Genomic DNA, 22,923 nt, shown 5'->3' on the forward strand with positions numbered 1-22,923 from the left:
TAATTCAAATAGTAGCAGATTAAATTTACAAAGAATCTTTAGTTTTGATTTTCACATATATAGAAAGGTCTATTTTTACGTTGTAATTAAACAAAACAAATCGTTACTTCTCATTCATATTTTTAGAATAGAAATTGCATTGAATAAGCTCAAACATTTTCATTTAATAATAAACATAATCGCTTTAGCTTTTACAAGCCTGATGAGCGGACAGTCCGTTTTGTTAAAAATTGAAGGCGAAAATAAAAAAACCTCTGCTGTTATAGATTCTATTGGCTATGCAAAGTCTTTTAAAAATTATCAAAATATTGAAAAGGAAATCAACCTTGTTAAAAAGAACCTGACAAGGTTAGGATATATAGACACAACAATTGAAGATATCTCTAAAGAGAACGACACCCTATTTGTCGCTCAGTTTTTCTTAGGAAAGAAAATTGAACGTATTAGAATTTATTATGACAATAATTTTGATGAAAATTTACTCCGTGTCCTTAATAATAAAACAAACGATAATTTCTTTGAACTGAATATAAACGAACTCGAAAACACTTTAAACCAACTAAATATTGAAATTGCCGAAGAAGGTGATCCTTTCTCAACACTTCAGCTTACAGAAATTTCTAAGATGAATTCAGAAATGATTTCAGCTAAACTAAAAATTGTCACTAATCAAAAACGACAAATAGATCATATCATAGTAAAAGGCTATGAACAATTTCCAAAGTCATTTTTAAAAAGGTTTCTTAAGATAAGAAAAGGAAAATCGTTTAATCTAAGTTCAATAAAGCAAAAAGTTGATTTAATTGACAACTTAAGATTTGCTAATAAAATTCGGGAATCCGAAGTCTTATTCACCAAAGACTCTACAACTTTATATTTATATATTGAAAAAGTAAAGTCTAATAACTTTGATGGTTTTTTAGGATTTGGCACAAATGAAAACACTAACAAACTTGAATTTGATGGCTACTTAGATTTGAGGCTTATTAACAACTTAAATTTTGGAGAATCGCTAAACCTATATTATAAAAGCGACGAAATAGATCAACAAACATTTAAAGTTGATGCCGATTTACCATATTTATTCGCCTCACCAGTTGGACTGCAAGTTGGTTTGAAAATATTTAGAAAAGATTCAACCTTTATAACCGTAGATCAATCCGCAAAGCTAAATTATCAGATCAATGCACAACATAAAGTAGGCTTTGGTATTACAAATATTAATTCAACAAATCTATTAGACAACGATACTGATATACTCAATGATTATTCTAAAAACTATTTTACTGCCAATTACAACTTCACCAAGACCCAGTACTATGATAGATTGTTTCCAGTTAATTTTTGGTTTGATATTTCATCTGGTTTTGGAAACAGAAGTAACGACTTTGGGAAGGAAACACAAACAATGCTTAATCTAGAAACGTATAAAATATTTAATCTCAATCCAAAGAATAGTATCTACACAAGATTTAATGGCTCACTACTCTCCTCTGACAATTATTTAGATAACGAATTATTTCGCTTTGGTGGTATTAATTCCATTCGAGGTTTTGAAGAAAATAGCTTGGTTGCTAATTTATTCGGAGTTATAAATACCGAGTACAGGTACCGACTCAGTAACGGACTGTATGTGCATTCTGTACTAGATGCTGCATATTTTGAAAATAGTTTAACGGATGCTAAAGAAAAATTATTTGGGTTTGGCTTTGGATTTGGACTCTTAACCAATTCTGGATTATTTCGATTAAACTATTCTAGCGGAAAAACTGAAAATCGTCAATTTAGATTATCAGATTCTAAAGTCCATATAAGTTTAACAGCAACTTTTTGATTGGGATTACATACCTTTGTGCTCATGAAAAACGAAACTACAATTTTTGGTATAAGAGCTATTATAGAAGCTATTAAATCTGACGAAACTCTAGATAAGGTTTTTATTCAGAAAGGATTGAAAGGCGATTTATTTCAAGAGCTAGAACAACTATTACGTTCAGAAAGTATAAACTCTTCTTATGTGCCTGTTGAAAAACTTAACCGTCTTAGCAAAGGAGGGAATCATCAAGGTGCAGTAGCTCAAATATCTCCTGTAGCATTTCATAACTTAGATGATTTAGTTTTAGAAGCTATAGAATCTGAAAAAGCACCTTTATTTTTATTACTCGATCAGTTAAGTGACGTCAGAAATTTTGGTGCTATAGTTAGAACAGCAGAATGTACTGGAGTCTCAGGAATCATTATTCAGAAAAAAGGAGGAGCTCCTATTAATGGAGATACTATAAAAACAAGTGCAGGGGCAATTTTTAAAATTCCTATTTGTAAAGTAGACCACATCAAAGATGCCGTTTTTCATATGCAATCATCAGGAATTAAAGTTATTGCAGCAACCGAAAAAGCTAATGATTTTATTTACGATGTATCGTTTAAAGAACCTTGTGCTATTATCATGGGTTCTGAAGGTAGAGGTATTAATCCTTCTGTATTAAAGGTCGTAGATGAACAAGCCAAACTTCCTATTTTAGGAGAAATAGAATCTCTTAATGTATCTGTTGCTTGCGGTGCTTTTCTCTATGAAGCTGTGAGACAACGCTCATAACTAATAAAAATCAGCTTTTATCTTCAGACTTTTTGAAGATATAATTGATTGTTGTTTGCGGATTATTGTCAAACTCATTTTCCTCTATATTATCTTCTTCAGGTAAAATCTCAATAAAATTTCCGTTTTCATCAAAATGTTTCATAAACGGATCTTCTTCTTCATTATAATCTGGTTCTTCCCATTTATAACGTTGTGGTTTGGCTATTTGCTTTCTAAAAATTAACGCAAATATTAGTCCTGTAATTAAACCTCCTAAATGACCTTCCCAAGACATTCCATCTCTTATAGGAAACACATACCAAATCATGCTTCCATATAAAAAAATCACCATTAAAGACAAGGCTATTAATCGATAATGTTTTGCGAAAATTCCTTTGAAAAATATAAAACTTACCAAAACATAGATTAATCCACTTGCACCTATATGATTTCCTCTGTTAGCAATGAGCCATGTTAATGAACCAGACAATAGGATACCATAAATTATAACTTTCCATGCTATCTTATTATAGAAATAAAATAAGGCCATGGATAGTATAAACAGTGGAATAGAATTGTTGTACAAATGATTAATATCACCATGCAAAAAAGGACTCGTGAAGATGCCAAGCAACCCTTCTAATTCTTGTGGTCTAATTCCGAAAGATTTAATACCATAATCTATACGTACTTGATACCAAAAGACTAACCAAACTGTAAACAGTATAAGTACAGGGTATAAAATAACACTTGTTGAATATTTAAATTGCTCTGACGACATATTGTTTCACATTACTTCAAATCTATAACCAAAATAGAATTTTATGAAATATTGTCATAAGTGAGCTCTTTATATTCGCATTTCGTAATTTTGCGCCAAGGCAAACTACTATGAACACTCCACTAGCTGAAAGACTCCGTCCTAAGACACTCAATGATTATTTAAGCCAACAACATTTGGTTGGAAAAAACGGTATGCTTTATCAGCAAATTAAGAGTGGTGTTATTCCTTCATTAATTCTTTGGGGACCACCTGGAATAGGGAAAACAACTTTAGCTAATATTATTGCCAACGAATCTGGGCGACCATTTTTTAAGTTGAGTGCCATTAATTCTGGAGTAAAAGATATTAGGGACATTATTGATAAAGCAAAAAAAAGCGGAGGGTTATTTACAGCTAAAAACCCGATTTTGTTTATTGATGAGATCCATAGATTTAGTAAATCGCAACAAGACTCTTTATTGGAAGCTGTTGAGAAAGGTTGGGTAACATTGATTGGTGCCACTACGGAAAACCCTAGTTTTGAAGTCATTTCGGCATTACTTTCAAGATGTCAAGTTTACACATTAAATCCTTTTAGCAAGGATGATTTAGAAGCACTTTTGCAAAGAGCTATTTCTGAAGATGAAGTATTGAGTAAATTAGACATCGAATTAAAAGAAACCCAAGCTTTACTGAGACTTTCTGGTGGTGATGCCAGAAAATTACTTAATATTTTTGAACTGTTAGTTACGTCGTTTGAAGGCCCAAAAGTTACCATAACTAACGATTTGGTTACTAAACAAGTCCAAACTAAAGCTGCTAGATACGATAAAACAGGTGAGCAACATTACGACATTATTTCTGCTTTTATAAAATCAATAAGAGGAAGTGATCCAAATGCTGCAGTGTATTATTTAGCACGTATGATTGATGGTGGTGAAGACGTAAAATTCATTGCAAGACGGCTACTTATTTTAGCCAGTGAAGACATTGGTAACGCAAACCCTACCGCCTTGGTCATTGCTAACAATACTTTTCAGGCGGTATCTGTCATCGGTAATCCAGAGTCCAGAATAATATTAAGCCAATGCGCAACCTATTTAGCTAGTTCACCAAAAAGTAACGCAGCTTATGAAGCAATAGACAGAGCGTTACAAATTGTAAGAGAAACTGGTGATTTACCTGTTCCTATGTCTATTAGAAATGCTCCTACCAAGTTAATGAAAGAACTTGGCTACGGAGATGATTATAAATATGCGCATAGTTATGAAAACAACTTTGCAGAACATGAGTTTTTACCAGAAGAGATTAAAAACACAAGATTATACAACCCAGGAAATAATTCCAGAGAACAAGCTCAGCGTAGTTATCTAAAAGCACTTTGGAAAAACAAGTATGGATACTAATATTTGTGTTTGGTGTTGGGTGTTGGGTGTTTTGGAAACTAAAATTTAATATTCATAACCTTTGTTTCTTGAAGCTCGCCATTGTTTTCTGAATAATACCAAAACCCATCTCTTTTATAAACAATAGCACTTTTTCCTTTTACAATAAATACATTTTCAGCAGTAGTACTCAATAAAAACATAACTACTTTTGGTTCAGAATCCACTAGTTGATAACCATTATTTTTAGGCTGAGCATAAAAAATTTCTTCATTTTTATTTTCTATACCTTTTTCAACAACAATAGATTTAGACTCCTTTACAACTTCAACCTTTACTTCTTTTACTTCGGACTCTACATCCTTCACTGGTTGTTTCTCCTCTTCTACTTTTACAACAGTTGTTTTACTAATTTCAGATTTGACTTCTTTGGGTTTATAAGCATAATCTATTTCCTGGAATGTCTCAAAAGCATCTCTCATCGCTTCGCTATATGCTCTATCAAAACTTTTCAAGCGAGACTCACCAACTTTGGAGGTCATCACCTTATTTCCAAAACAATCTTTTAGAATAATCTCTATTTTAGAAGTAAACATACCTCCTTTATCATTAGATGCCTCAGAAGTTAGCGCTAAGCACCTATCCTCCTTTAAATCTTCCGGCAATTCTTCATCTAAAAAATAAGCCTGATAACCATATTTATTAAATAAAAATTTTAAGATAGAGTTTAACTGATATTGATCCTCACTTTTAGAAAACTCAAAAGATTTCGGCACGATGATATATTTATAATCATTAATGCTTTTTTGTGCCTGAGCAAATAATGAGCATAAAATAAACGAACCAATAAATATTATTTTTTTTAACATAACTTCTTTTTTATAGATGATATTCTATAGCTTTTAAATGTGATACTTTTTTGTAATTGTGATTGCTATTTGCATTATTATAGTCGAAATGAATTGTATCCATCCCTACTTTATGAGCACCTTCAATATCTGCCTCAAGACTATCACCAATCATAATACTTTCGTTAGCCTTCGCTTTAGCAACCTCTAATGCAAAATTAAATATTTTTGGATTAGGCTTTTTTACACCTACCATCTCAGAATTAGTAACGGTTTTAAAATAGGTTCTAATATTAGATGTAATCATTTTTTTTTCTTGAGCTTCTGAAAAACCATTTGTAATGATGTGTAACTCATACTTTCCTTCTAAATATTTAAGTAGTTCGTGAGTACCTTCAAATAAATAATTAAAACTCGACAAATGTTCTATATAAGCTTCGGATAAATGGTGAATCATATCATCTTCAACGACAAGCTCTAACTGATCGAAAGCATCCTTCAACCTACCATAACGTAACTGAGGTTTAGTAACACGCTCTTCCCTATAAAGTTTCCAATAATTTAGATTAATTGGCTCATAAACATTTAAAAAACTATTGAGCTCTACATCTATAGCATTCAACTTAAAAATCTTTTCAAACGTTAAACCCGAATTTTTATCAAAGTCCCAAAGGGTGTGATCTAAATCAAAAAAAACATGCTTTATTCTTGTACTCATTCCGCCGACTGCAAAATCATATTAAACAAAGACCTAAACCCTTTCCAACGGTCTAAATCACTAAAAGAATAGTTATGGAAAATTGGAGTAAAGGTGCCATCAACAGCTTTTACCTGATTGATGAGTTTTTGTAAATGTTCCGTTTTATCTAATTTGGATTGGTATTTCAACAAACCAAAATCCATACAATGATAAGGATTTATTTGTAACGGTGTTTGCACTTCGTAATCTAAATCGTAAAACTGAAATGGAGTACATGTACCAGCTCTAAAACCTAGCACATTAACATAACCCATTGTAAAATCCTGATTAATTTCAAGCTCAATTAAATTTCTATATGAAATGGGTAAATTGAGTTTTGAAAATGAATGTCTAACCGCTTTTAAGTCCGTATTAACAATAGATTCCATTTTTTGTTTTTCTTTCTTTAAAATAGAAATGTCATCTAATGAAAAATAAGATGCTTTAATACCTACATCACAATAGTCTGCCACAGACTTAATAAGCGATACAAATTCCTTCTTGTTAGTACTTACATTTTTATCGTAAGTGGAATAATCTCCAATTAAAAACAGTACTATAAACTTAAAATCATATTGTTTTTGCTTTGTAATAATCCATTTGAAAGTATCATAAGGATCGCGCTTAAAACCCATTAAAACAGAAAAACGTTGATAAACCTGTTTCAACTTTAAACGCCCTAAGTCACCAAAAATTCCACCTATGGTTCTCAATAACCCTTTTTTTCTAAAATAGTAAGCCGATGGCACATCTATAACCGGCTTTACTTGATAGCTTCGTTCTGGAAAAACAAAATCCGGAAATCGTTTCTTAAGGACATCTCTTAGCTTATATGCCCAAATATCTACTACAGGTTGGTTTAAAAACTTATTGTTATATGCCAAACTATCTTTAGCCATAAACCTGCCATAAGCATCATTGACATGTGGTAAATATTCTTCGTAACGGCTCAATAAATAAAAGGATGCTGCAAAAATATCAAAGGGTAAATCGCTACGCTCTCCTGTAGCAAAAAAGCCTTTGGTATTACCCCATTTTTGTACGTGAATATCTAAATCGGATAAACCTTGCTCAAACAACAAGTCATTACTTCTTACAAACAACTCATTACTCAATGGTTGTTTAGCGTATGACATTTTAAGACTATTGTGCGCAATAAAATCCTCTACTTTAGATGTAAAACTCACTTCAATACCCAAAATCCGTTTACAAATATGCTTAAACGTATAGGTTAAACGAGGTGTAATCTTATGAGTGTAAACTAATAACATCTTTTAAGTTTGCGGTGTTTGGCAGCGGTTGAAAGTTTTAATATCACAGAATATTTTCATCTGCGAAACTAAAATACGCTTTCTCTGTAATTATTAAATGATCTAGGACTTTAATATCTAAACTTTCTGCTGCTAATTTTAATTTATGAGTTAAATTCTTATCAGCTTCGCTTGGTTTTAAAGTTCCTGAAGGATGATTATGACATAAAATCAATGCTGTTGATCCAACTTCTAAAGCCGTTTTTAGTACCAAACGAACATCTACCAAAGTTCCGGTAATTCCTCCTTTGCTTAATTGATTTTTCTGAATGACTTTATTGGAATTATTGAGATAAAGAATCCAGAATTCTTCATGAGGTAACTCTCCAAGAATGGGTTGCATTACATCAAAAACCGAACGGCTAGATGTAATTTTATCTAATTGTACCACATCTTCGAGTCGTCGTCTACGTCCCAACTCCATAGCTGCTACAATAGTGATTGCTTTGGCTTCACCAATACCCTTGAATTCCATTAATTGCTTTATGGATAGCTTCCCAAGTGCATTTAGGTTATGATCTACACTCGCCAAAATACGCTTGCACAAATCTACAGCACTCTCATTTCTGCTACCAGAACCTATAAGAATTGCTACGAGTTCGGCATCGCTCAAAACCGCTTTTCCTTTATCTCTTAACTTTTCTCTTGGCTGATCATCTTGTGACCAATTTTTTATGGAGAATGAACCTGAATTTTCCGACATGCACTAAAGATAAAAAATTGTACATTGAAGCATCTAATTTAATGCATTAAAAATCAATCAAAAATGAAATCTATTTTCGAAGAAAGTGCTTGTAACGAAATTATGTCACGCCTAGAAAACCTTAATGACAATGCCAAAGCAAACTGGGGAAAAATGAATGTTGAACAAATGCTAGAGCACTGTACAAAACCTATAGAATTATCATTGGGCGAATCTCAAATAGAGAAACCAAACTGGTTAAAGAGAAGTATATTTAAGCTGGTTGCACCAAGTCTTTATAACGATAAACCTTGGAAACAAGGCTTACCAACTGCAAAAGAATATATTATTACTGATAGCTTCAACTTCAATACGCAAAAAGAAAAATTGAAAACTAAGATTGAGCAAATGAGTCAGTCTAAAGATTATTTTGAACCCACTAAAGACCATCCTTACTTCGGTACGTTTACTGCTGAACAATGGGGAAAAAGTGCCTATAAACATTTAGATCATCATTTTAGACAGTTTGGTGTTTAAACTTAACATCATCACTAAGTTTATCTAAGTGAAGTTTCTGAATTTAATAAACTTTTATAAATGAGATGCTGAAACAAGTTCAGCATGACAAGACATGAAATATCCACCAACACATCATCAAGATTCGGATAAAAATCACATCATAGACGTGATTAAAACTTACCCTTTAGCAACTATTATTTCCGTAAAGGATAACGAACCTCTGGTTACACATTTACCTTTGATTTTTGAAGATGGAAAACTTATTGGGCATATTGACATTTACAACCCACAAGCTAAATTGCTAAAAGACAATACTAACATTACAATCCTCTTCTATGGACCACAATGTTATATTTCTCCAAGCATCTACTCCACTACGCAATTACCCACTTGGAACTATATTAGAGTACACCTCAAAGGCAAAGTAAAAGCTATTGAAGACAAGCAAGCCTTAAAGCAATCTCTAATTACTATGACAGAGTTTCTAGAAGCTCCAAATCCAAAGTACACATTAGAGCCTGACAACCCAAGACTAGATGCTAATCTTAACTACATTGAGATGTTTGAAATTACCATAAGCGAATGGGAAGGAAAGTTTAAACTCTCACAAGACAAAAAGCCCAAGGATATTTTAGCGGCTCGTGAGGAATTGATTAAAGCCAACCAAGATAGTATTAGAGTGTTTTTAGATAAGGTGTTTTGATCTAAGCCTGATATAATTATTATTCATTAAGAGCTCATTTTAATCAACTCACATATAGCCTATTAAATAAAATCAAACAAAGCTTGAACAGAGAAGAAAAAAATGCTGAAACTTATTTTAAATCTATAGGTTTTGAAAAAATTAAATTTGAACCTAACGGCAATCGAACACCTGACTTTTTAATTAATAATCAAATTGCAGTAGAAGTACGTAGACTTAATCAATTTCATTATGATATACCTTTAGAAAAAGTAACATATAATTTGATTCCTAGAATAATTAATCAAATAGAGTCTTATGGTGACGGTTCTCATAAAAGCTCTGCATTCATAGGTATCACATACTTGAGACCAATAAAATATAATAAGGAAATAAAAGAAAAAATAAATTCAATTTTGAAATCTCACTCATTAAATATGGGAATACCTAAAGCATATAAAATCACTGATAATTTAGAAATAGATATTTTTCCATCTGAGAAAAAATTAGATGTTCAGTATCATTTTGGTTCATCTACTGATTTTAATGAAGGTGGTTTTGTTTTAAATAATATCTATAATAGCTTAAAACTAATAGTTAAAGAAAAGAAAGAAAAAGTTCAACCATTTAGATCTGATTACGATATTTGGTGGTTAGCCCTAATTGATAACATTGGAAATGGATTGAGTAAATCGGAATTAAAACAATTAAGAAATAGTATCGATTTTGACTTAAATTTCGACAAAATCTTTATTATATCAAATACAAACCCAATAGTTGGTGGTGAATTATAATTTCATGAGTACTTACTTTTTTATTCTTTAATTGTTTTTTAAACTTTGAAAGCATTCAATAAGCTAATATTATTCTTACCTAAAACACAACCCCTTTATTACAAACCAATACCAATAAAACAAGTTGTAAGGTTTCAAAGAACTATCAACTAATGTATCTTTGCAAGCCTAAAATTATTGAACACATGCACGATTTTCAAATGCTGAATTACATAAAAGATACTATCCAAAATATGCCTAACGATTGGTTAAAATTAACTACTCATCGTTTGGATATTTATAATGAAAAATTAGCTAAAACGCAGTTTATAACACAGTTTGAAAGTCTTTACGAATCCAACGATTCTAGCAACAAATCACTAAGTGAATTACCAACAGCTTACGATTATATCAGGTTAGGTCATCCGTTATCTTCAATCCTAGAATGGACTATTGGTAAACTCAATAACTTAAATGCCGAAAATGTTATTAGCTTCTCTTCAGAAACTATGCCTTTGTTGGCAATTTTACGTACCAATCTTTTGGAAAACAGAGCTACCAAAATTTTATATACTGATACTTTACCAAAAGGATTTAATTCTGATCTTTTAAAATCGGTTTACAACTACAACTTTGAAGTTGAACAAATTGAAAATTTAGAGACTGTTGAAGCTTTTGAAGGCACTACAATTCTTATCTCAAAACAGAAAAGCATTGAAACTAACCTCCAACATAAACATATCGATTTTTATGTAAATCTTTTTGAAGGCTTAGGTAGTGTTCTTTTGGTTTCGGCTGAAACAAAAAATAGCTTTATTTCAGATATACAACATGTAAGACGTCGTGAAACTATTGCTATGACACCTGCCAATTGTCTTGTAGCCTTAGAAGCTTTCACTGAGCAAAAAGCTATTTCAATGACAACTAATGAAGTCAAAAATCACAAAACCGAAGTGACTTCAATTATTAATAATATCAATGCTACATCTGGTGAAGCTCTAGTAGCATCTAGCGGTTTGTCTATGCAATACGCTATTATGATGGGATTAGTGGATAATGCCCAAAAACAACATCCAGGAAAAGCTATAAAATTTGTAGTGCCACCAAACTGTTATGGTGGAACTAACGACCAAGCTAGACGTGTAGCCGCATGTTCAGATAATGTTGATATTGTAGATTTACCTGTAGATGGTGACAATGATATGGTAAATAGCGTTGAGCGTGTTTTAACCCAAATCGCTAATGAAGATGCCGTACCATACATTATTGCCGAAATCCCAACAAATCCACGAGTAGAAGTTCCTAATTTAGAACAGCTTAAAGCTGCTTTAACAAAAAAGAGGAAGACCAAAAACAATCAAGATGCCATAGCACCAGTATTTATTTTAGATCAAACATTTTGTCCTAATGTGCAATTTTTAGCTAACGACGGTATTTTGTCTGATGTAAAAACTATTGCTTATGTGAGTGGTTCAAAATTTCCAAGTGGTGGAAAATGTACCGCTGGCTATTGTGTAGCTAATGCTAAAGCCGAATATTTAATTCAGCCAATTGCAACACATCTAGAAATTTCCGATAATGAAGCGACAGGCTTACAGTACCAAATTTTAGCAGAACAGTTGCCTTCTATGCTTACTCGTATTGCTGAAGCTTATAAAAACACTAGAGATTTTGTAAACTATATTCATGAGGTATTGCCAGAAGCTAAAATAAATTTTGTTTCGGAAGACTTAGCCAATCAAGGATTTACACCTTCTGTATTCTCATTAGATCTACCAACAAAAGGAAACACTAGCGAAGAACGTGAAGCTTATAAACGTGCTTTAAATCTTAAGCTTATCAACCAAATGATAACTGAAATACCTAATGAAAGCAAATACTGCGTAAGTTACGGACAACTTAAAGGTTGTTATTGGACAGTTCCTGCGACCTCAACCCAGGGTACTACAAAAGAAGGTGACAAAGACTATATTGCTCGTGTTTCAGTATCTCCAGATTTAGATTTGGAAAAGCATAAATCTGTGTTTTTGGATTTTGTTGATGACATTTAAGATTTACTCAAACTTTTCTACAATAAGAATGGGATATTTTTTTCTTAAACGATCTCTTTCATTATTAAGAATTGTATCTCTACTAAATTGATTACGATGAATTTGAAACATCATTTCATCATAATCATATTTTGAATCTCTAACCTTTAATTGCTTAATTGCTTTTTTATGAGCAGATAACACGTCAATATAATTTTGATATGATGTCTTATCTGTGTGTACATACTCAAAAATCGTAGATGAATTAACAAAGTCTTTAAATTTATCCACTAAATCCTTCAAGGCTACTATATTTCCATTAATCATAATATTCTTTCCGACATCAACACGTATAGTATCTGAGAATACACGCTTTTTATAGCTATCAAAAAAAGGCACACTAGAAGGATCGTAAGGTTTTCTCGGGAAAGTCTCATGAAGTGATGGTGAAATATAATTCTTTATCTGATTGTTATAAAATCGCTTTGTTAAATCGTCATCATTTTGAACTTCATAAATAATTTTAGTTTGCCCATATTTAAATAGCTCAAACTCAAACTCCTTTACATAACGTATCGGAATAGATTTATTTGCTCTCAATCTTGTTGCAGCCCTATAACTCACCGCTTCTGTTAATTCGTTTTTCATATTATTTACATAATTATATGCATCGCTTAACTCTATTGGTTCGTATTGCTCATTAAGCAACTGAATATTACCATGTGAGTCAAAGTCTATTTTAAAAACGAGATAATTATAATATCGCCTTTCGTATGGTTCATCACTAAAGTCACTGCGTGGTACATCGATATTTGGGCGTGTTCTATAAGCAGCTTTATCTAAAGATTTATAGTCAATTACATTAAGTCTACTCAAACAAAATGATAATAAAACAAATGAGCAGAAATGAATGACTATAATTTTTAGTCTATTATTTTTTATGACTAAGCTAAGTGTTTTCCAAGCATCTAAATAGAGTACAATGATCAAAAAAATTGATGGCCACAAAAAATTGGTTATGAATTTAGAACCTATAAATGAAGAAGAAAATGTAGCAAACAAAAACCAAACTTTTGCAAACCAATGGATAAAATTAAAACCCAAAAATGTATTATCATTTAATATTCTACTGCGCTTATTATTGTGTCTAGAGAAGACACTTTGTGGTCTAGAGAATAATAAATTAATAGCTAAAGAATTACCTAAAATGACTGAAATCGCAGCAAAAAAAAGATTAAACAGTTGACGATCATTTTCGGATAAAACCATTGGTCTCCCCTCAAAATCTAGAAACATTATTCGTTCTGTCTCTCTCAAGCCATAAAAGAAACTATAAAGCAACACCGCTGAAACTAAACCAAGTAAAATTGACAATACAATTTTCTTAATAGAAATTGATCTAAAATTTATATTGGAATCGTAAAAAAGATGATTGAACTTCATTATTGACATACCTCTAAAAATAAGTCTTTGGAATTAATACTTTGTTACTTATACAAAAGAATATTTCAAAATTGCTTCAGTATATCAAACATGTTATTTAACTCATAACTCAATAAAAATCAGACCAGAGCTAGTTATTACTAATAATATCTTGGGTTCTTAAATTATTTCTCAGAACTTTGCGCTTTCATTTGTATTATACACAGATGAATTATTAAAGCATTAAAAAATCTATTGAAAAAACATAAAGCGCTTCGATTGTTTATGATTATCACAGTGTTGTTTATTAAAATAACACTCTTAACCATGATCATTAGAACTCATCTAGAGACCAACCTAGCATTTGTTATCACAGCTGTTTTAATTATTCTAATAATGGTATTTGGCTACAAATACTTAGATCTTCATCATGAAGATTTTGCTTACGAGAAGTTATCTTATGTACTTTGGGTTCCTGTTGGTGCTGTGCTGTGTTACATTCTAAATGTAACCTGTGGTTTAGGTAGCATACTCGCAGCTGGTATAGTTGGTACTAGCGCTTCATTTTTACCAGTCATAAATAAAGATTCCCTATATCTAAAACAGATACCTGTAAGTATATATTGTGGTGCTTTTGTTGGGATGTCTAGTGTTGAAACCTCACCATCTATACTATTTGTTTTTGCAGCTGGATGTTTAGCTGGTTTGTTATTGATGGTTTCCAAAAATCTTTACTTAGGTGTTGGTGGTAAACTCGGCACAATGGCTTTTGGTGGTGTTATTTTATCATCCTTAATTTATTGGCTCGTTGCATGAATACTTTTATCCTTATAATTACAGGTATTTTAGGAGCCGTCTTAACCTTCTACATTAGCGAGAACAAAAAGCAAGGAGCCGTTAGAGCCTCTGCTCTACTTTCATTAATTGTTGGTTTGTTTTTTTATTGTTTTCCTGAATTACTTAATCCATATTTAACAAAGCATATTCCTATTGTTTTTGTTGGTACATCATTCATTGGTATGGTATCTTCAAAAACAGTGGCTAACCAAAAAACTATTGCACTTGCTGGCATTTTGTTCACTATTATCTATATCAACAAAAATGAAGTTTTTGAAGGCTATGGTGGAGCTTTGGGAACTATGGCTTTTATTGCTTTGCTTGCAAGTATGGGATTTGTAGTATTTATTTCTAAAACCAATGAAACCAAACAGCAAGTAACTAGCTTTATAAAAAAGATTCTGAATAAAGAATAATTTCAAGATTCTAAAATAACACTTCGGCTATGCGCTGTGTGAAATTAGTTTTAAAACAATCCCTTTACTTCATCAAAATCTAAACCACCATAATTACCTGAACTCATTAAGAGCAAGGATTTGTCATCAAAGTTTTGAGAAAACAAAAACTCCTTAAAGTCATCTGGATTGGTATAAATAATTAAATCATCACGTTCAAAAGCATTGGCGATTTGATCATGCGTGACTTCATCTAATTTTTTAATTTCTACGGCATGTGGAGAGTAGAAAACTACGGCTACATCAGCAGCGTCTAACGCACCTTTGTATTCTTTTAAAAATTCAGCATTGAGACTGCTATAAGTGTGTAATTCTAAACACGCTACTAAAGTTCTGTCACTATATTGTGCTTTTACCGCTTTTGTTGTGGCTTCTACTTTACTTGGTGAATGTGCAAAATCTTTATAAGCCACGCTTTTTGAAGTTTCTGCAATTTTTTCTAAACGTTTGCTTGCACCTTTGAATGTAGAAATAGCTTCATAAAAATCGTCTTCATCAATACCCATATGCTGACAAATCCATTTAGCACCAGCAAGGTTATTTAAATTATGAGCACCGAAAATTTCAATTGGCATAGGACCTTCAGGAGTTTCCAATAAAGTTTCTCCATCTTCAACAGTATATTCTGGTGTGTAATACGGAATTTTACGGATTTGATTTTCTGAAGCTTCAACGACGCGCTTTACTTCTGCATCTTCTTCATTGTAATTAATACTTCCACCTCTAACAATTGAATCTACAAAGATTTTGAATTGCTCCACATAGTTTTCATAGGTCGGAAAAACATTAATATGATCCCAAGCAATACCACTTAACAACGCAATATTAGGTTTATAAAGATGGAACTTTGGTCGTCTGTCTATTGGCGAACTCAAATACTCATCACCTTCTAAAACGATAAAATCATTGTCTTCGGTAAGTTTTACCATCACATCAAAACCTTCAAGCTGAGCCCCAACCATATAATCCACATCTCTATCGTGATAATGCATAACGTGCAAAATCATAGACGTAATGGTGGTTTTACCATGACTTCCACCAATAACTACTCTGGTTTTGTCTTTGGATTGTTCGTACAAAAACTCTGGATAGCTATAAATTTTCAAACTTAAATCTTGCGCTTTTAATAGCTCTGGATTGTCTGCTTTAGCATGCATACCCAAAACTACAGCATCTAAATCTGAAGTGATTTTTTCTGGAAACCAACCAAAAGTTTCAGGCAAAAGACCTTTGGCTTCAAGTCTAGATTTTGAAGGATTAAAAATCTCATCGTCACTCCCTGTAACGTTATATCCTTTGTTGTGTAGCGCTAACGCCAAATTGTGCATAGCAGCACCACCTATAGCTATAAAATGTACGTTCATACAACAAATATAAATTATAGAAAAGAGATATTAGAGTAGAGCGATGAGAAAAATCAAGAACATACTATTTTCAACAAAAGTCAAATCTTTAACTGAAAAAAATAATTTAACATAAAGCATCAATTCAAGTGAATTCTATGATTTAAATGAATAGAATTTACATCGTGAATATGATTAAAAGTTCTCGATACAATTTGCTCATTCTTCACAAATCACTCGAACTGACGAACTAGAGACTGGAGACTGGAGACTGGAGACTGGAGACTAAAGATCTGGATTTACCGCCAAACTATTAAACAACTTTGCTTTTGTACTAAAGAATTTGTTCTGAAGTTCAATAGCCTTTAACTGTCCGTCAATAAGTTTAGACTCACGAGAATTTACTAAAAACAGAGAACTTTCACCCAATTGAAACTTACGCTCCTCTGCTTGTAGCATCATTTGGTAATCTGATACCATTTCTGTTGTTATTTCAGTTTGGGTAACGTAGGATTCTAACTCTTGTTTTATAGCATTAATTTTATTTCGAAGAGTAACACGTGTAGCATCAATTTCAAACTCTGCATCTTGTTGTTTTATTTTTGCCAATTTTAAATCTCCACGTTCTTTTCTAAGGAATAAAGGCAAACTAATGTTTAAACCGCTTTTATAATCTTCAGTATTTAAGGTATTAACCTCATCTGGAGTTTCTGTTAGGAAATTGTATTCTAAACTTATTTTTGGCAATAATTTATTTGCTTTAAGCCTTCTATCAACTTCCAAACCCTGAAGTTTATAATCTAAAGATTGCATTTTTGGATGTGCAGCCAATTCTTGCTCTTCTGTCTGTAATGTATTAATATCAAAAGTAGCATCAATAGTTGCTTCTGCATTGATATCTGGAATAACTTCTGGTTGCAACTCTACAGGAATGTTATTTTCTAACCATAAAAAGTTAGATAATTCTAAAGCGGCCTTCATCAATTTCACTCTAGATTGCTCTAATCCAAGCTTTCTATTGCTAACGGCTATTCGCGCTTCTGTGGCTTCAATTTCAGCATTTTCACCAACTTCAACACCTTTAGCAATACCTTCATAACGCAATTCGGCATTAGCTAAGAAATTTTGAAACAACAGCAGTTCATTATACGCTTGAAGCCATTTAAAATAAACAAGAGAAGCTTCATATAATATGTTATTGACATAGATATCTCTATCGGCTTTGGCCTGCTCTCTATATAATTTGGCTTGCTTTAACGAGGCCATTCGGTTATTAATAAATAAACCTTGACCTATAGGTACTGAAAAGCCAGCACTAAACAAACCATCTTCTGGAACTGTAGATTCTGGATTTAAATAATAACCCGAATTGTCTTCAAATTTTGCTTTAAGTTCTACACCAAACCAAGTGGGTATTTTGAACATTCCGTTTAGCTTATCATAGTACTCAGTATTCCCAAACTTCTTTCGGCTATAATCGACTTCAACCTTTGGATCGAATGCTCCACGAGATTTCATGAGTTTTGCTTGGCTTTCATCTATCACCAATTGCGCTTGTTTCACTACTGGATGAAATTTTTTGACATAACCTAAGTATTCATCAAACCGAAGCACATTATCATCTAATGGACTATTCTGAGAAAACCCAATTAAGAAATTACCAAAAAATATAATTATGGCTAAAGGTCTTATCATTTCTTTTCTGTAGTTGTTTTAGCTGTATTGGCTGTATCTGGCTGATAATAATTTGGCGGGAATCCGTTGAGCTGCCTCCATAATTCGAACCAAATCGGAACATCTTCTAACAATGCCATCGTATAAGCACCAGAACCTGCTCTAATCTCTTCTGGCCATTTATGATCTTCTTCATCAGGTGCTAAAAGCACTCTAAACTTTCCATTTGGACTAATAAAATTCTCAACGGCAACAACCTTGGCACCATAAGTTCCATAAGATACATTAGGCCAACCGCTAAAAACAATTACTGGCCAACCATCAAACTGAACTCTTACTTTTTCACCTATATGAATTAGTGGTAAATCTATTGGTTCCACATAAGTTTCTACAGCTAAGCTCGCTCTTGCAGGCATAATACCTACCAATGCTTCACCTTCCTTAAAGGTTTGCCCTATACCAACTCTCAATGCTTTATTAATATAACCATCGTAAGGTGCTCTGACAAAACGTAAATCATTCCTGATTTGATAATTGGAATATTGATTATCCAATTTAGATACCTGAGCTTCCGTATCAAACTGAGTAGATTGTGCCGTAAACTTTTCACTTTGCGCTTTTGAAATTTTATCTGCATACTCTGCGCCCAATCGTGATAATTCTACCTGTGCATTTATCACTTCATTTTTACTTGCAAGCAGTTTGTTTTCCTGAGAAATTAATTTCGCTTGTGTTTCTTGAAGTTTTAAACGTTTTTCCTCTACATCTTTTACAGCCTTAAATCCTTCCTGCTGTAAGGTTACAGTACGATCGTACTGTCTTTGAGCAATGCTAATATTAGTTTTTGCTGCCTCTAAATCAATACTATCACTCTTTACTTTTAGTCTAGCTTGAGTTAATTTATTTTGGGCTTGCTCTAATTTTAAAGAACGTTCATTTATTAAAGCACTTATTTGACGATCTAGCGCTTTTACTTTTTCCGCATAAGACCCTACAGATTGCGCTTTTGCATTTCGTTGTTGTTCTGTTCTTTCAACAAGATTAGGGTCAAAATATTCACTTTTCACCTCAGAAATTTGAAGAATAGTATCTCCTTTAGATACAAAATCTCCTTCCCTAACGAACCATTTTTCTATTCTACCTGGAATTGGTGATTGAATGGTTTGTGGTCGTTCATCTGGTGTTAATGTGGTAACATTACCTCTTCCTGTTATATTTTGAGTCCAAGGAAGAAAAAGTATAATAATCCCGACAATGGCGAAGGCTCCCAAAAAGCGGTTAAAGTATTTATAATACCTCCCATGAAAAACACGTTGACCCGATTTTGAGGACTTTATGTCAACAGTTTTATTAAGTTGGTTTTGTGATATATTTAGCATCCTTTACTTTCTTTAAATTATTTCACCATCTTTTAACGTGATAATCTCTGAACAACCTGAAGACCAGTCATTACTTTTACTAACAACAACTAAAGCCCAAGGATTAGATTTGTCTAATAAAAATTTAATGATTCTATCTGCTTCTGACTTTTCTAACTGCTCTAGCGGATCTTCAAGAATTAAAATCTTTGGTTTCCCTACAATTGCTCTCGCTAAAACAATTTTTCTAGTGATGGTATATGGAATCTGATTTCCCGCTGGATGAAGAATCGTGTTTAAACCTTTTGGACTTTCTTTTACAAATTGATATAGTCCTACTTTCTCTACAGCCCACATTAATTCTTCGTCAGACACCTCAGAATTTGCAAATGTGATATTTTCTCTAATTGTAGCTTCAAAAGTCGTTTCTTCTGAAAGTGCCAATCCAAGATGTGATCTGTAATGATTAAGATTTATGTTACTTAACATAAATTTGTCCAAATAAATATTTCCTTTTGTAGGCTCAACAACTCCACCCAATAGCATAAGTAAAGTAGATTTTCCGGAACCACTCTCTCCTTTAATAAGCATTCTACTCTTTGGCTTTATTTTTAAAGAGATGTTTTTTAGAATTGGTTGTTGTCTATTCGGCACACTATAACTTGCCTTATCTAGCTCCAATACAAAATCATCTTTAAACTCTGGTTTATCACCTTCCTGAGATTCTAATTCTTTATCTACCACCTCTCCCATTTTCTCTAGAGATGTTAGTACATCATAAAAAGACTCTAGACCAAGGATTAATTTTTCAACCGAAGCTATGACTAATAAAATGATAATTTCTGCTGCGACAAACTGACCAATATTCATTTCTTGATTCAATACAAGTAAACCACCTATCAATAGTAAACTGGCCGTTACGATAACTTTAAAGCCAATCATTTGAATAAACTGCAGCACTAGTATTTTAAAGTGCCCTTCTCTAGCTTCTAGATAACTATTTACGATATCGTCACTTTTTTTCATACCTAAGTTGGTTTTACCCGATAGTTTAAAACTCACTACTGTTCTAGCAATCTCCTCTATCCAGTGTGCTACTCTGTATTTGTGCTTAGACTCTTTTATACTTGTTTCTAATCCTTTCCTTGCTGTGAACTTGAAAACTATATAAATTAGAAGTAGTAGAAGAATTCCAAAGGCTATAAAAAATGGATGATAAAACGATAATAGAATTAATGCAAATATAATTTGAAGCACAGCTGCAGGAATATCGATTAACAACTTAGCCAAACCTTTTTGAATTGTTAATGTATCGAAAAAACGGTTAGCTAATTCTGGTGGATAGTAATTACGCAACTCGTTCATCTTAATCTTTGGAAAACGGTATGTGAATTCAAAAGATGCTCTGGTAAAAATTCGCTGCTGAATGGTTTCAATCATTCTCAACTGCATAACCTGTAAAACACCTACAAACGCTACACCTGTTGTAACCAAAACAACAAGGACAATCCATGAGGTACTAACTTGAGCTCCTTGAATTAAGTTTATTATTGCCTGTACTCCTAAAGGGAGAGTTAAGCCCAATAGTCCCGAAAAAATGGCATAATATACAACTTGAAAAATGTCTCTCTTTTCAAGTTTTAATAGTCCAATAAGTCTCTCCCATGGAGACATTCCTGATTTTTGTTCGGTCATATACTTTTATTAATAGTTTTAATAACTAAATCTTTGAAAAATTGGGTAGGACAATTGTCCGTATGGCAATCTGTAATAGATTCAAAATGTGCTTTCAAAAAATGCTGGTGTAACGATCCACCTACTATAGTACTAGCTAAACTTGAAGGATATTCATAATCTGGATTGATATTTAAAATCATTTCCTTAATTCTAGTCACCAAACTTTTGTACACTACAAAATAGCCATCTTTATTTTCATTATCCACCTCCTTTGTTAGGTACGATTTTGAATACTCATTAATTACAATTCTATTTAAAACTACTTCGTTAACGTGCGAATAGGTCATATCCTCTTCTATAGTTTGTGTAACTATTTCAATAGCCCTAAGTAATTTTTCTTCGTCATCAGATATACTATGAGTTGCAAAAACCAATTGGTACTCTACCCAAGCCCAATACCAAGAAGTTAGATATAACAACAGTTTATGCTTACTTTCAAAATAGCGATATATAGAACTTTCGTTAGATCCGATTTTGGCACCTAATTTTTTAAAGGTAAAATGATCAAAACCAATTTCATCGATTAAAAGAATACTGTTTTCAATAATTCTTTTCCCCAAGTCAGAAGATTCTGGGTCTTTTAAAAACAGTTTTTCAGGTACCGAAATTTTTAAATTTGATAGCAGATTTATCATTTTTAAAACATTTGATTGCAAATTTAATAGTATTACTATCAGGGTAAAATTTTTAACAAAAAATTATGCCATCAAAAAGCTTGACAGCATAAGACTTAACATTAAAATAACCTTTTAATTAAAGTGCCTCAATTTTTGCTTTCTCTTCTTGAAATACTTCTTCAGACGAAGTAGCGATGGCCTTATTAATCCATTGTAAAGCCTCATTTTTGTTTTTACGGTGCTTGTAGATTTGAGCCAGTTTATAATAGGCCCATTTTTTTTGTACTCCGTCTTTAACAGAGTAGTTTGAAATAAAGGTTTTTATATGCTTTTCACCTTTATCTAATTGTATATTGTAGTCTGCACAGACCTTACCCAATTGATAATAAAACACATTGTTTTGATGTTTTTTTTGAGCCTCCTCTATGGTATGTATAGCTTTTTCAGGTAGTTCTTGAGATTCATAAAAGTTGATTAACTTTTCATAACAAGTTACTGAACCTCCTATTTTTACTGCTAGCTTATAATATTTTTCAGCAAGCTCTGACTCATCATCAGCTTTATAAACATAACCTTTAGCTAAATAGCCATCTACTTTCGACAAATTTTCTAGTTCCTCTGCATATTTTAAAGCCTTAGAAAAACTGCCACCAACGATACCTGGCAAAGAGACATATAATTCTACCAAAGCCCAACGTGTATCTATATGATTAGGGTCTAAATCCGCAGCTTTATGAAATGCATCTTTTACATCTCCGATTAAGCCTAAAGCTCTAAATTTACTTACACTTAAAGCTTTCATACCTAACGCTCCTCCGTATTTGTATTGGTAATTGGCATTGTTAGGGTAACTGTTCTTTAATTTTTCATATTGCTCTATAGCCTTATCCCATTTTTTTTGATGTCCGTAAATATCTCCCAATAGCTCAATACCTTCATCATCTTTTTTATTGGCCTCCAAATAAACCACCATTTCTTGTTGTGCTTTACTGTAGTCTTTTTCGTCAATGTAGGTTTTAGCTTTTTCTATAGATGATTGTGAAAATCCAAGTGAAGAAATAAAAAAAAACAAGAAAAAATGCCTCATAAAAAACGGTCTGTATATTTAGCAAAAATACAACATAATAACGTTCCTGTTCCCTAACAAATTGTTTAACTTCACTCATTCAAA

22 protein-coding genes are annotated in these 22,923 nt (G+C 32.4%); 10 read left to right on the forward strand and 12 right to left on the reverse strand.

Annotation, left to right across the window (positions count from 1 at the left end):
• The first annotated feature begins 202 nt into the window (after positions 1-202).
• A complete protein-coding gene (locus QGM60_RS17365; RefSeq protein ID WP_281141520.1) occupies positions 203-1,834 on the forward strand; it encodes a hypothetical protein in 1,632 nt (543 codons plus the stop codon).
• 24 nt (positions 1,835-1,858) lie between these two features.
• The gene (rlmB, locus tag QGM60_RS17370; RefSeq protein WP_281141521.1) at positions 1,859-2,596 is read left to right on the forward strand and encodes a 23S rRNA (guanosine(2251)-2'-O)-methyltransferase RlmB; all 738 of its coding nucleotides are present in this window, start codon (positions 1,859-1,861) and stop codon (positions 2,594-2,596) included.
• A 10-nt stretch (positions 2,597-2,606) separates the two neighbouring features.
• On the opposite strand, the gene QGM60_RS17375 is transcribed toward rlmB, so the two are convergent.
• Positions 2,607-3,359 carry a rhomboid family intramembrane serine protease gene (locus tag QGM60_RS17375; protein ID WP_281141522.1) on the reverse strand — a complete coding sequence of 251 codons (753 nt, stop codon included), beginning with the start codon at positions 3,357-3,359 and terminating at the stop codon, positions 2,607-2,609.
• 110 nt (positions 3,360-3,469) lie between these two features.
• On the opposite strand from QGM60_RS17375, the gene QGM60_RS17380 reads away from it, so the two are divergent.
• A complete protein-coding gene (locus QGM60_RS17380; protein ID WP_281141523.1) occupies positions 3,470-4,747 on the forward strand; it encodes a replication-associated recombination protein A in 1,278 nt (425 codons plus the stop codon).
• 38 nt (positions 4,748-4,785) lie between these two features.
• Here QGM60_RS17380 and QGM60_RS17385 read toward each other — a convergent pair whose 3' ends face one another.
• From QGM60_RS17385 to radC, 4 genes are read right to left on the reverse strand one after another with little or no spacing between them, the layout of a single operon-like run.
• The gene (locus QGM60_RS17385) at positions 4,786-5,595 is read right to left on the reverse strand and encodes a hypothetical protein (protein WP_281141524.1); all 810 of its coding nucleotides are present in this window, start codon (positions 5,593-5,595) and stop codon (positions 4,786-4,788) included.
• Between the two features lie 10 nt (positions 5,596-5,605).
• Complete coding sequence (locus QGM60_RS17390; RefSeq protein WP_281141525.1) at positions 5,606-6,292, reverse strand: YjjG family noncanonical pyrimidine nucleotidase; 687 nt, start codon at positions 6,290-6,292, stop codon at positions 5,606-5,608.
• Positions 6,289-7,584 carry a polysaccharide deacetylase family protein gene (locus QGM60_RS17395; RefSeq protein ID WP_281141526.1) on the reverse strand — a complete coding sequence of 432 codons (1,296 nt, stop codon included), beginning with the start codon at positions 7,582-7,584 and terminating at the stop codon, positions 6,289-6,291. Before QGM60_RS17395 ends, QGM60_RS17390 begins: the two co-directional genes overlap by 4 nt.
• Before the next feature lie 43 nt (positions 7,585-7,627).
• Positions 7,628-8,326: a DNA repair protein RadC gene (radC, locus tag QGM60_RS17400; RefSeq protein WP_281141527.1), complete on the reverse strand. Its 699-nt coding sequence runs from the start codon at positions 8,324-8,326 to the stop codon at positions 7,628-7,630.
• Between the two features lie 63 nt (positions 8,327-8,389).
• Here radC and QGM60_RS17405 point away from each other — a divergent pair, with 63 nt between their 5' ends.
• The 4 genes from QGM60_RS17405 to QGM60_RS17420 all read left to right on the forward strand — a co-directional run bounded on the left by QGM60_RS17405 (position 8,390) and on the right by QGM60_RS17420 (position 12,330).
• Positions 8,390-8,842 (forward strand): DUF1569 domain-containing protein, encoded by a 453-nt coding sequence (locus QGM60_RS17405; protein WP_281141528.1) that lies wholly within the window; start codon positions 8,390-8,392, stop codon positions 8,840-8,842.
• 94 nt (positions 8,843-8,936) lie between these two features.
• Positions 8,937-9,527 carry an FMN-binding negative transcriptional regulator gene (locus tag QGM60_RS17410; protein ID WP_281141529.1) on the forward strand — a complete coding sequence of 197 codons (591 nt, stop codon included), beginning with the start codon at positions 8,937-8,939 and terminating at the stop codon, positions 9,525-9,527.
• Between the two features lie 83 nt (positions 9,528-9,610).
• On the forward strand, positions 9,611-10,300 hold the full coding sequence (locus tag QGM60_RS17415) for a hypothetical protein (RefSeq protein ID WP_281141530.1): 690 nt from the start codon (positions 9,611-9,613) through the stop codon (positions 10,298-10,300).
• Positions 10,301-10,485: 185 nt separating this feature from the next.
• Complete coding sequence (locus QGM60_RS17420; protein ID WP_281141531.1) at positions 10,486-12,330, forward strand: PLP-dependent transferase; 1,845 nt, start codon at positions 10,486-10,488, stop codon at positions 12,328-12,330.
• A 3-nt stretch (positions 12,331-12,333) separates the two neighbouring features.
• On the opposite strand, the gene QGM60_RS17425 is transcribed toward QGM60_RS17420, so the two are convergent.
• Positions 12,334-13,185, reverse strand: coding sequence for a hypothetical protein (locus QGM60_RS17425; protein ID WP_281141532.1), 852 nt, complete (start codon positions 13,183-13,185; stop codon positions 12,334-12,336).
• A 106-nt stretch (positions 13,186-13,291) separates the two neighbouring features.
• On the opposite strand from QGM60_RS17425, the gene QGM60_RS17430 reads away from it, so the two are divergent.
• The 3 genes from QGM60_RS17430 to QGM60_RS17440 all read left to right on the forward strand — a co-directional run bounded on the left by QGM60_RS17430 (position 13,292) and on the right by QGM60_RS17440 (position 14,984).
• Positions 13,292-13,555 (forward strand): hypothetical protein, encoded by a 264-nt coding sequence (locus tag QGM60_RS17430; protein ID WP_281141533.1) that lies wholly within the window; start codon positions 13,292-13,294, stop codon positions 13,553-13,555.
• A 431-nt stretch (positions 13,556-13,986) separates the two neighbouring features.
• Positions 13,987-14,547 (forward strand): hypothetical protein, encoded by a 561-nt coding sequence (locus QGM60_RS17435; RefSeq protein WP_281141534.1) that lies wholly within the window; start codon positions 13,987-13,989, stop codon positions 14,545-14,547.
• On the forward strand, positions 14,544-14,984 hold the full coding sequence (locus tag QGM60_RS17440; protein ID WP_281141535.1) for a hypothetical protein: 441 nt from the start codon (positions 14,544-14,546) through the stop codon (positions 14,982-14,984). Before QGM60_RS17435 ends, QGM60_RS17440 begins: the two co-directional genes overlap by 4 nt.
• 50 nt (positions 14,985-15,034) lie before the next feature.
• Here the strand turns inward: QGM60_RS17440 and QGM60_RS17445 are convergent, their stop codons facing one another.
• The 6 genes from QGM60_RS17445 to QGM60_RS17470 form a co-directional block, all read right to left on the reverse strand.
• Positions 15,035-16,387 (reverse strand): Mur ligase family protein, encoded by a 1,353-nt coding sequence (locus QGM60_RS17445; RefSeq protein ID WP_281141536.1) that lies wholly within the window; start codon positions 16,385-16,387, stop codon positions 15,035-15,037.
• A gap of 264 nt (positions 16,388-16,651) precedes the next feature.
• Positions 16,652-18,061 (reverse strand): TolC family protein, encoded by a 1,410-nt coding sequence (locus QGM60_RS17450; RefSeq protein ID WP_281141537.1) that lies wholly within the window; start codon positions 18,059-18,061, stop codon positions 16,652-16,654.
• Positions 18,058-19,419 carry an HlyD family efflux transporter periplasmic adaptor subunit gene (locus QGM60_RS17455; RefSeq protein ID WP_281141538.1) on the reverse strand — a complete coding sequence of 454 codons (1,362 nt, stop codon included), beginning with the start codon at positions 19,417-19,419 and terminating at the stop codon, positions 18,058-18,060. Before QGM60_RS17455 ends, QGM60_RS17450 begins: the two co-directional genes overlap by 4 nt.
• A 12-nt stretch (positions 19,420-19,431) precedes the next feature.
• The gene (locus QGM60_RS17460; protein WP_281141539.1) at positions 19,432-21,093 is read right to left on the reverse strand and encodes an ATP-binding cassette domain-containing protein; all 1,662 of its coding nucleotides are present in this window, start codon (positions 21,091-21,093) and stop codon (positions 19,432-19,434) included.
• Positions 21,090-21,770, reverse strand: coding sequence for a TetR/AcrR family transcriptional regulator (locus tag QGM60_RS17465; protein ID WP_281141540.1), 681 nt, complete (start codon positions 21,768-21,770; stop codon positions 21,090-21,092). Before QGM60_RS17465 ends, QGM60_RS17460 begins: the two co-directional genes overlap by 4 nt.
• A 118-nt stretch (positions 21,771-21,888) precedes the next feature.
• Positions 21,889-22,839 (reverse strand): tetratricopeptide repeat protein, encoded by a 951-nt coding sequence (locus QGM60_RS17470; RefSeq protein WP_281141541.1) that lies wholly within the window; start codon positions 22,837-22,839, stop codon positions 21,889-21,891.
• Positions 22,840-22,923: the final 84 nt, after the last annotated feature.

The sequence above is a fragment of the Winogradskyella sp. SYSU M77433 genome (genome assembly GCF_029911945.1).
Taxonomy (GTDB): Bacteria; Bacteroidota; Bacteroidia; order Flavobacteriales; family Flavobacteriaceae; genus Winogradskyella.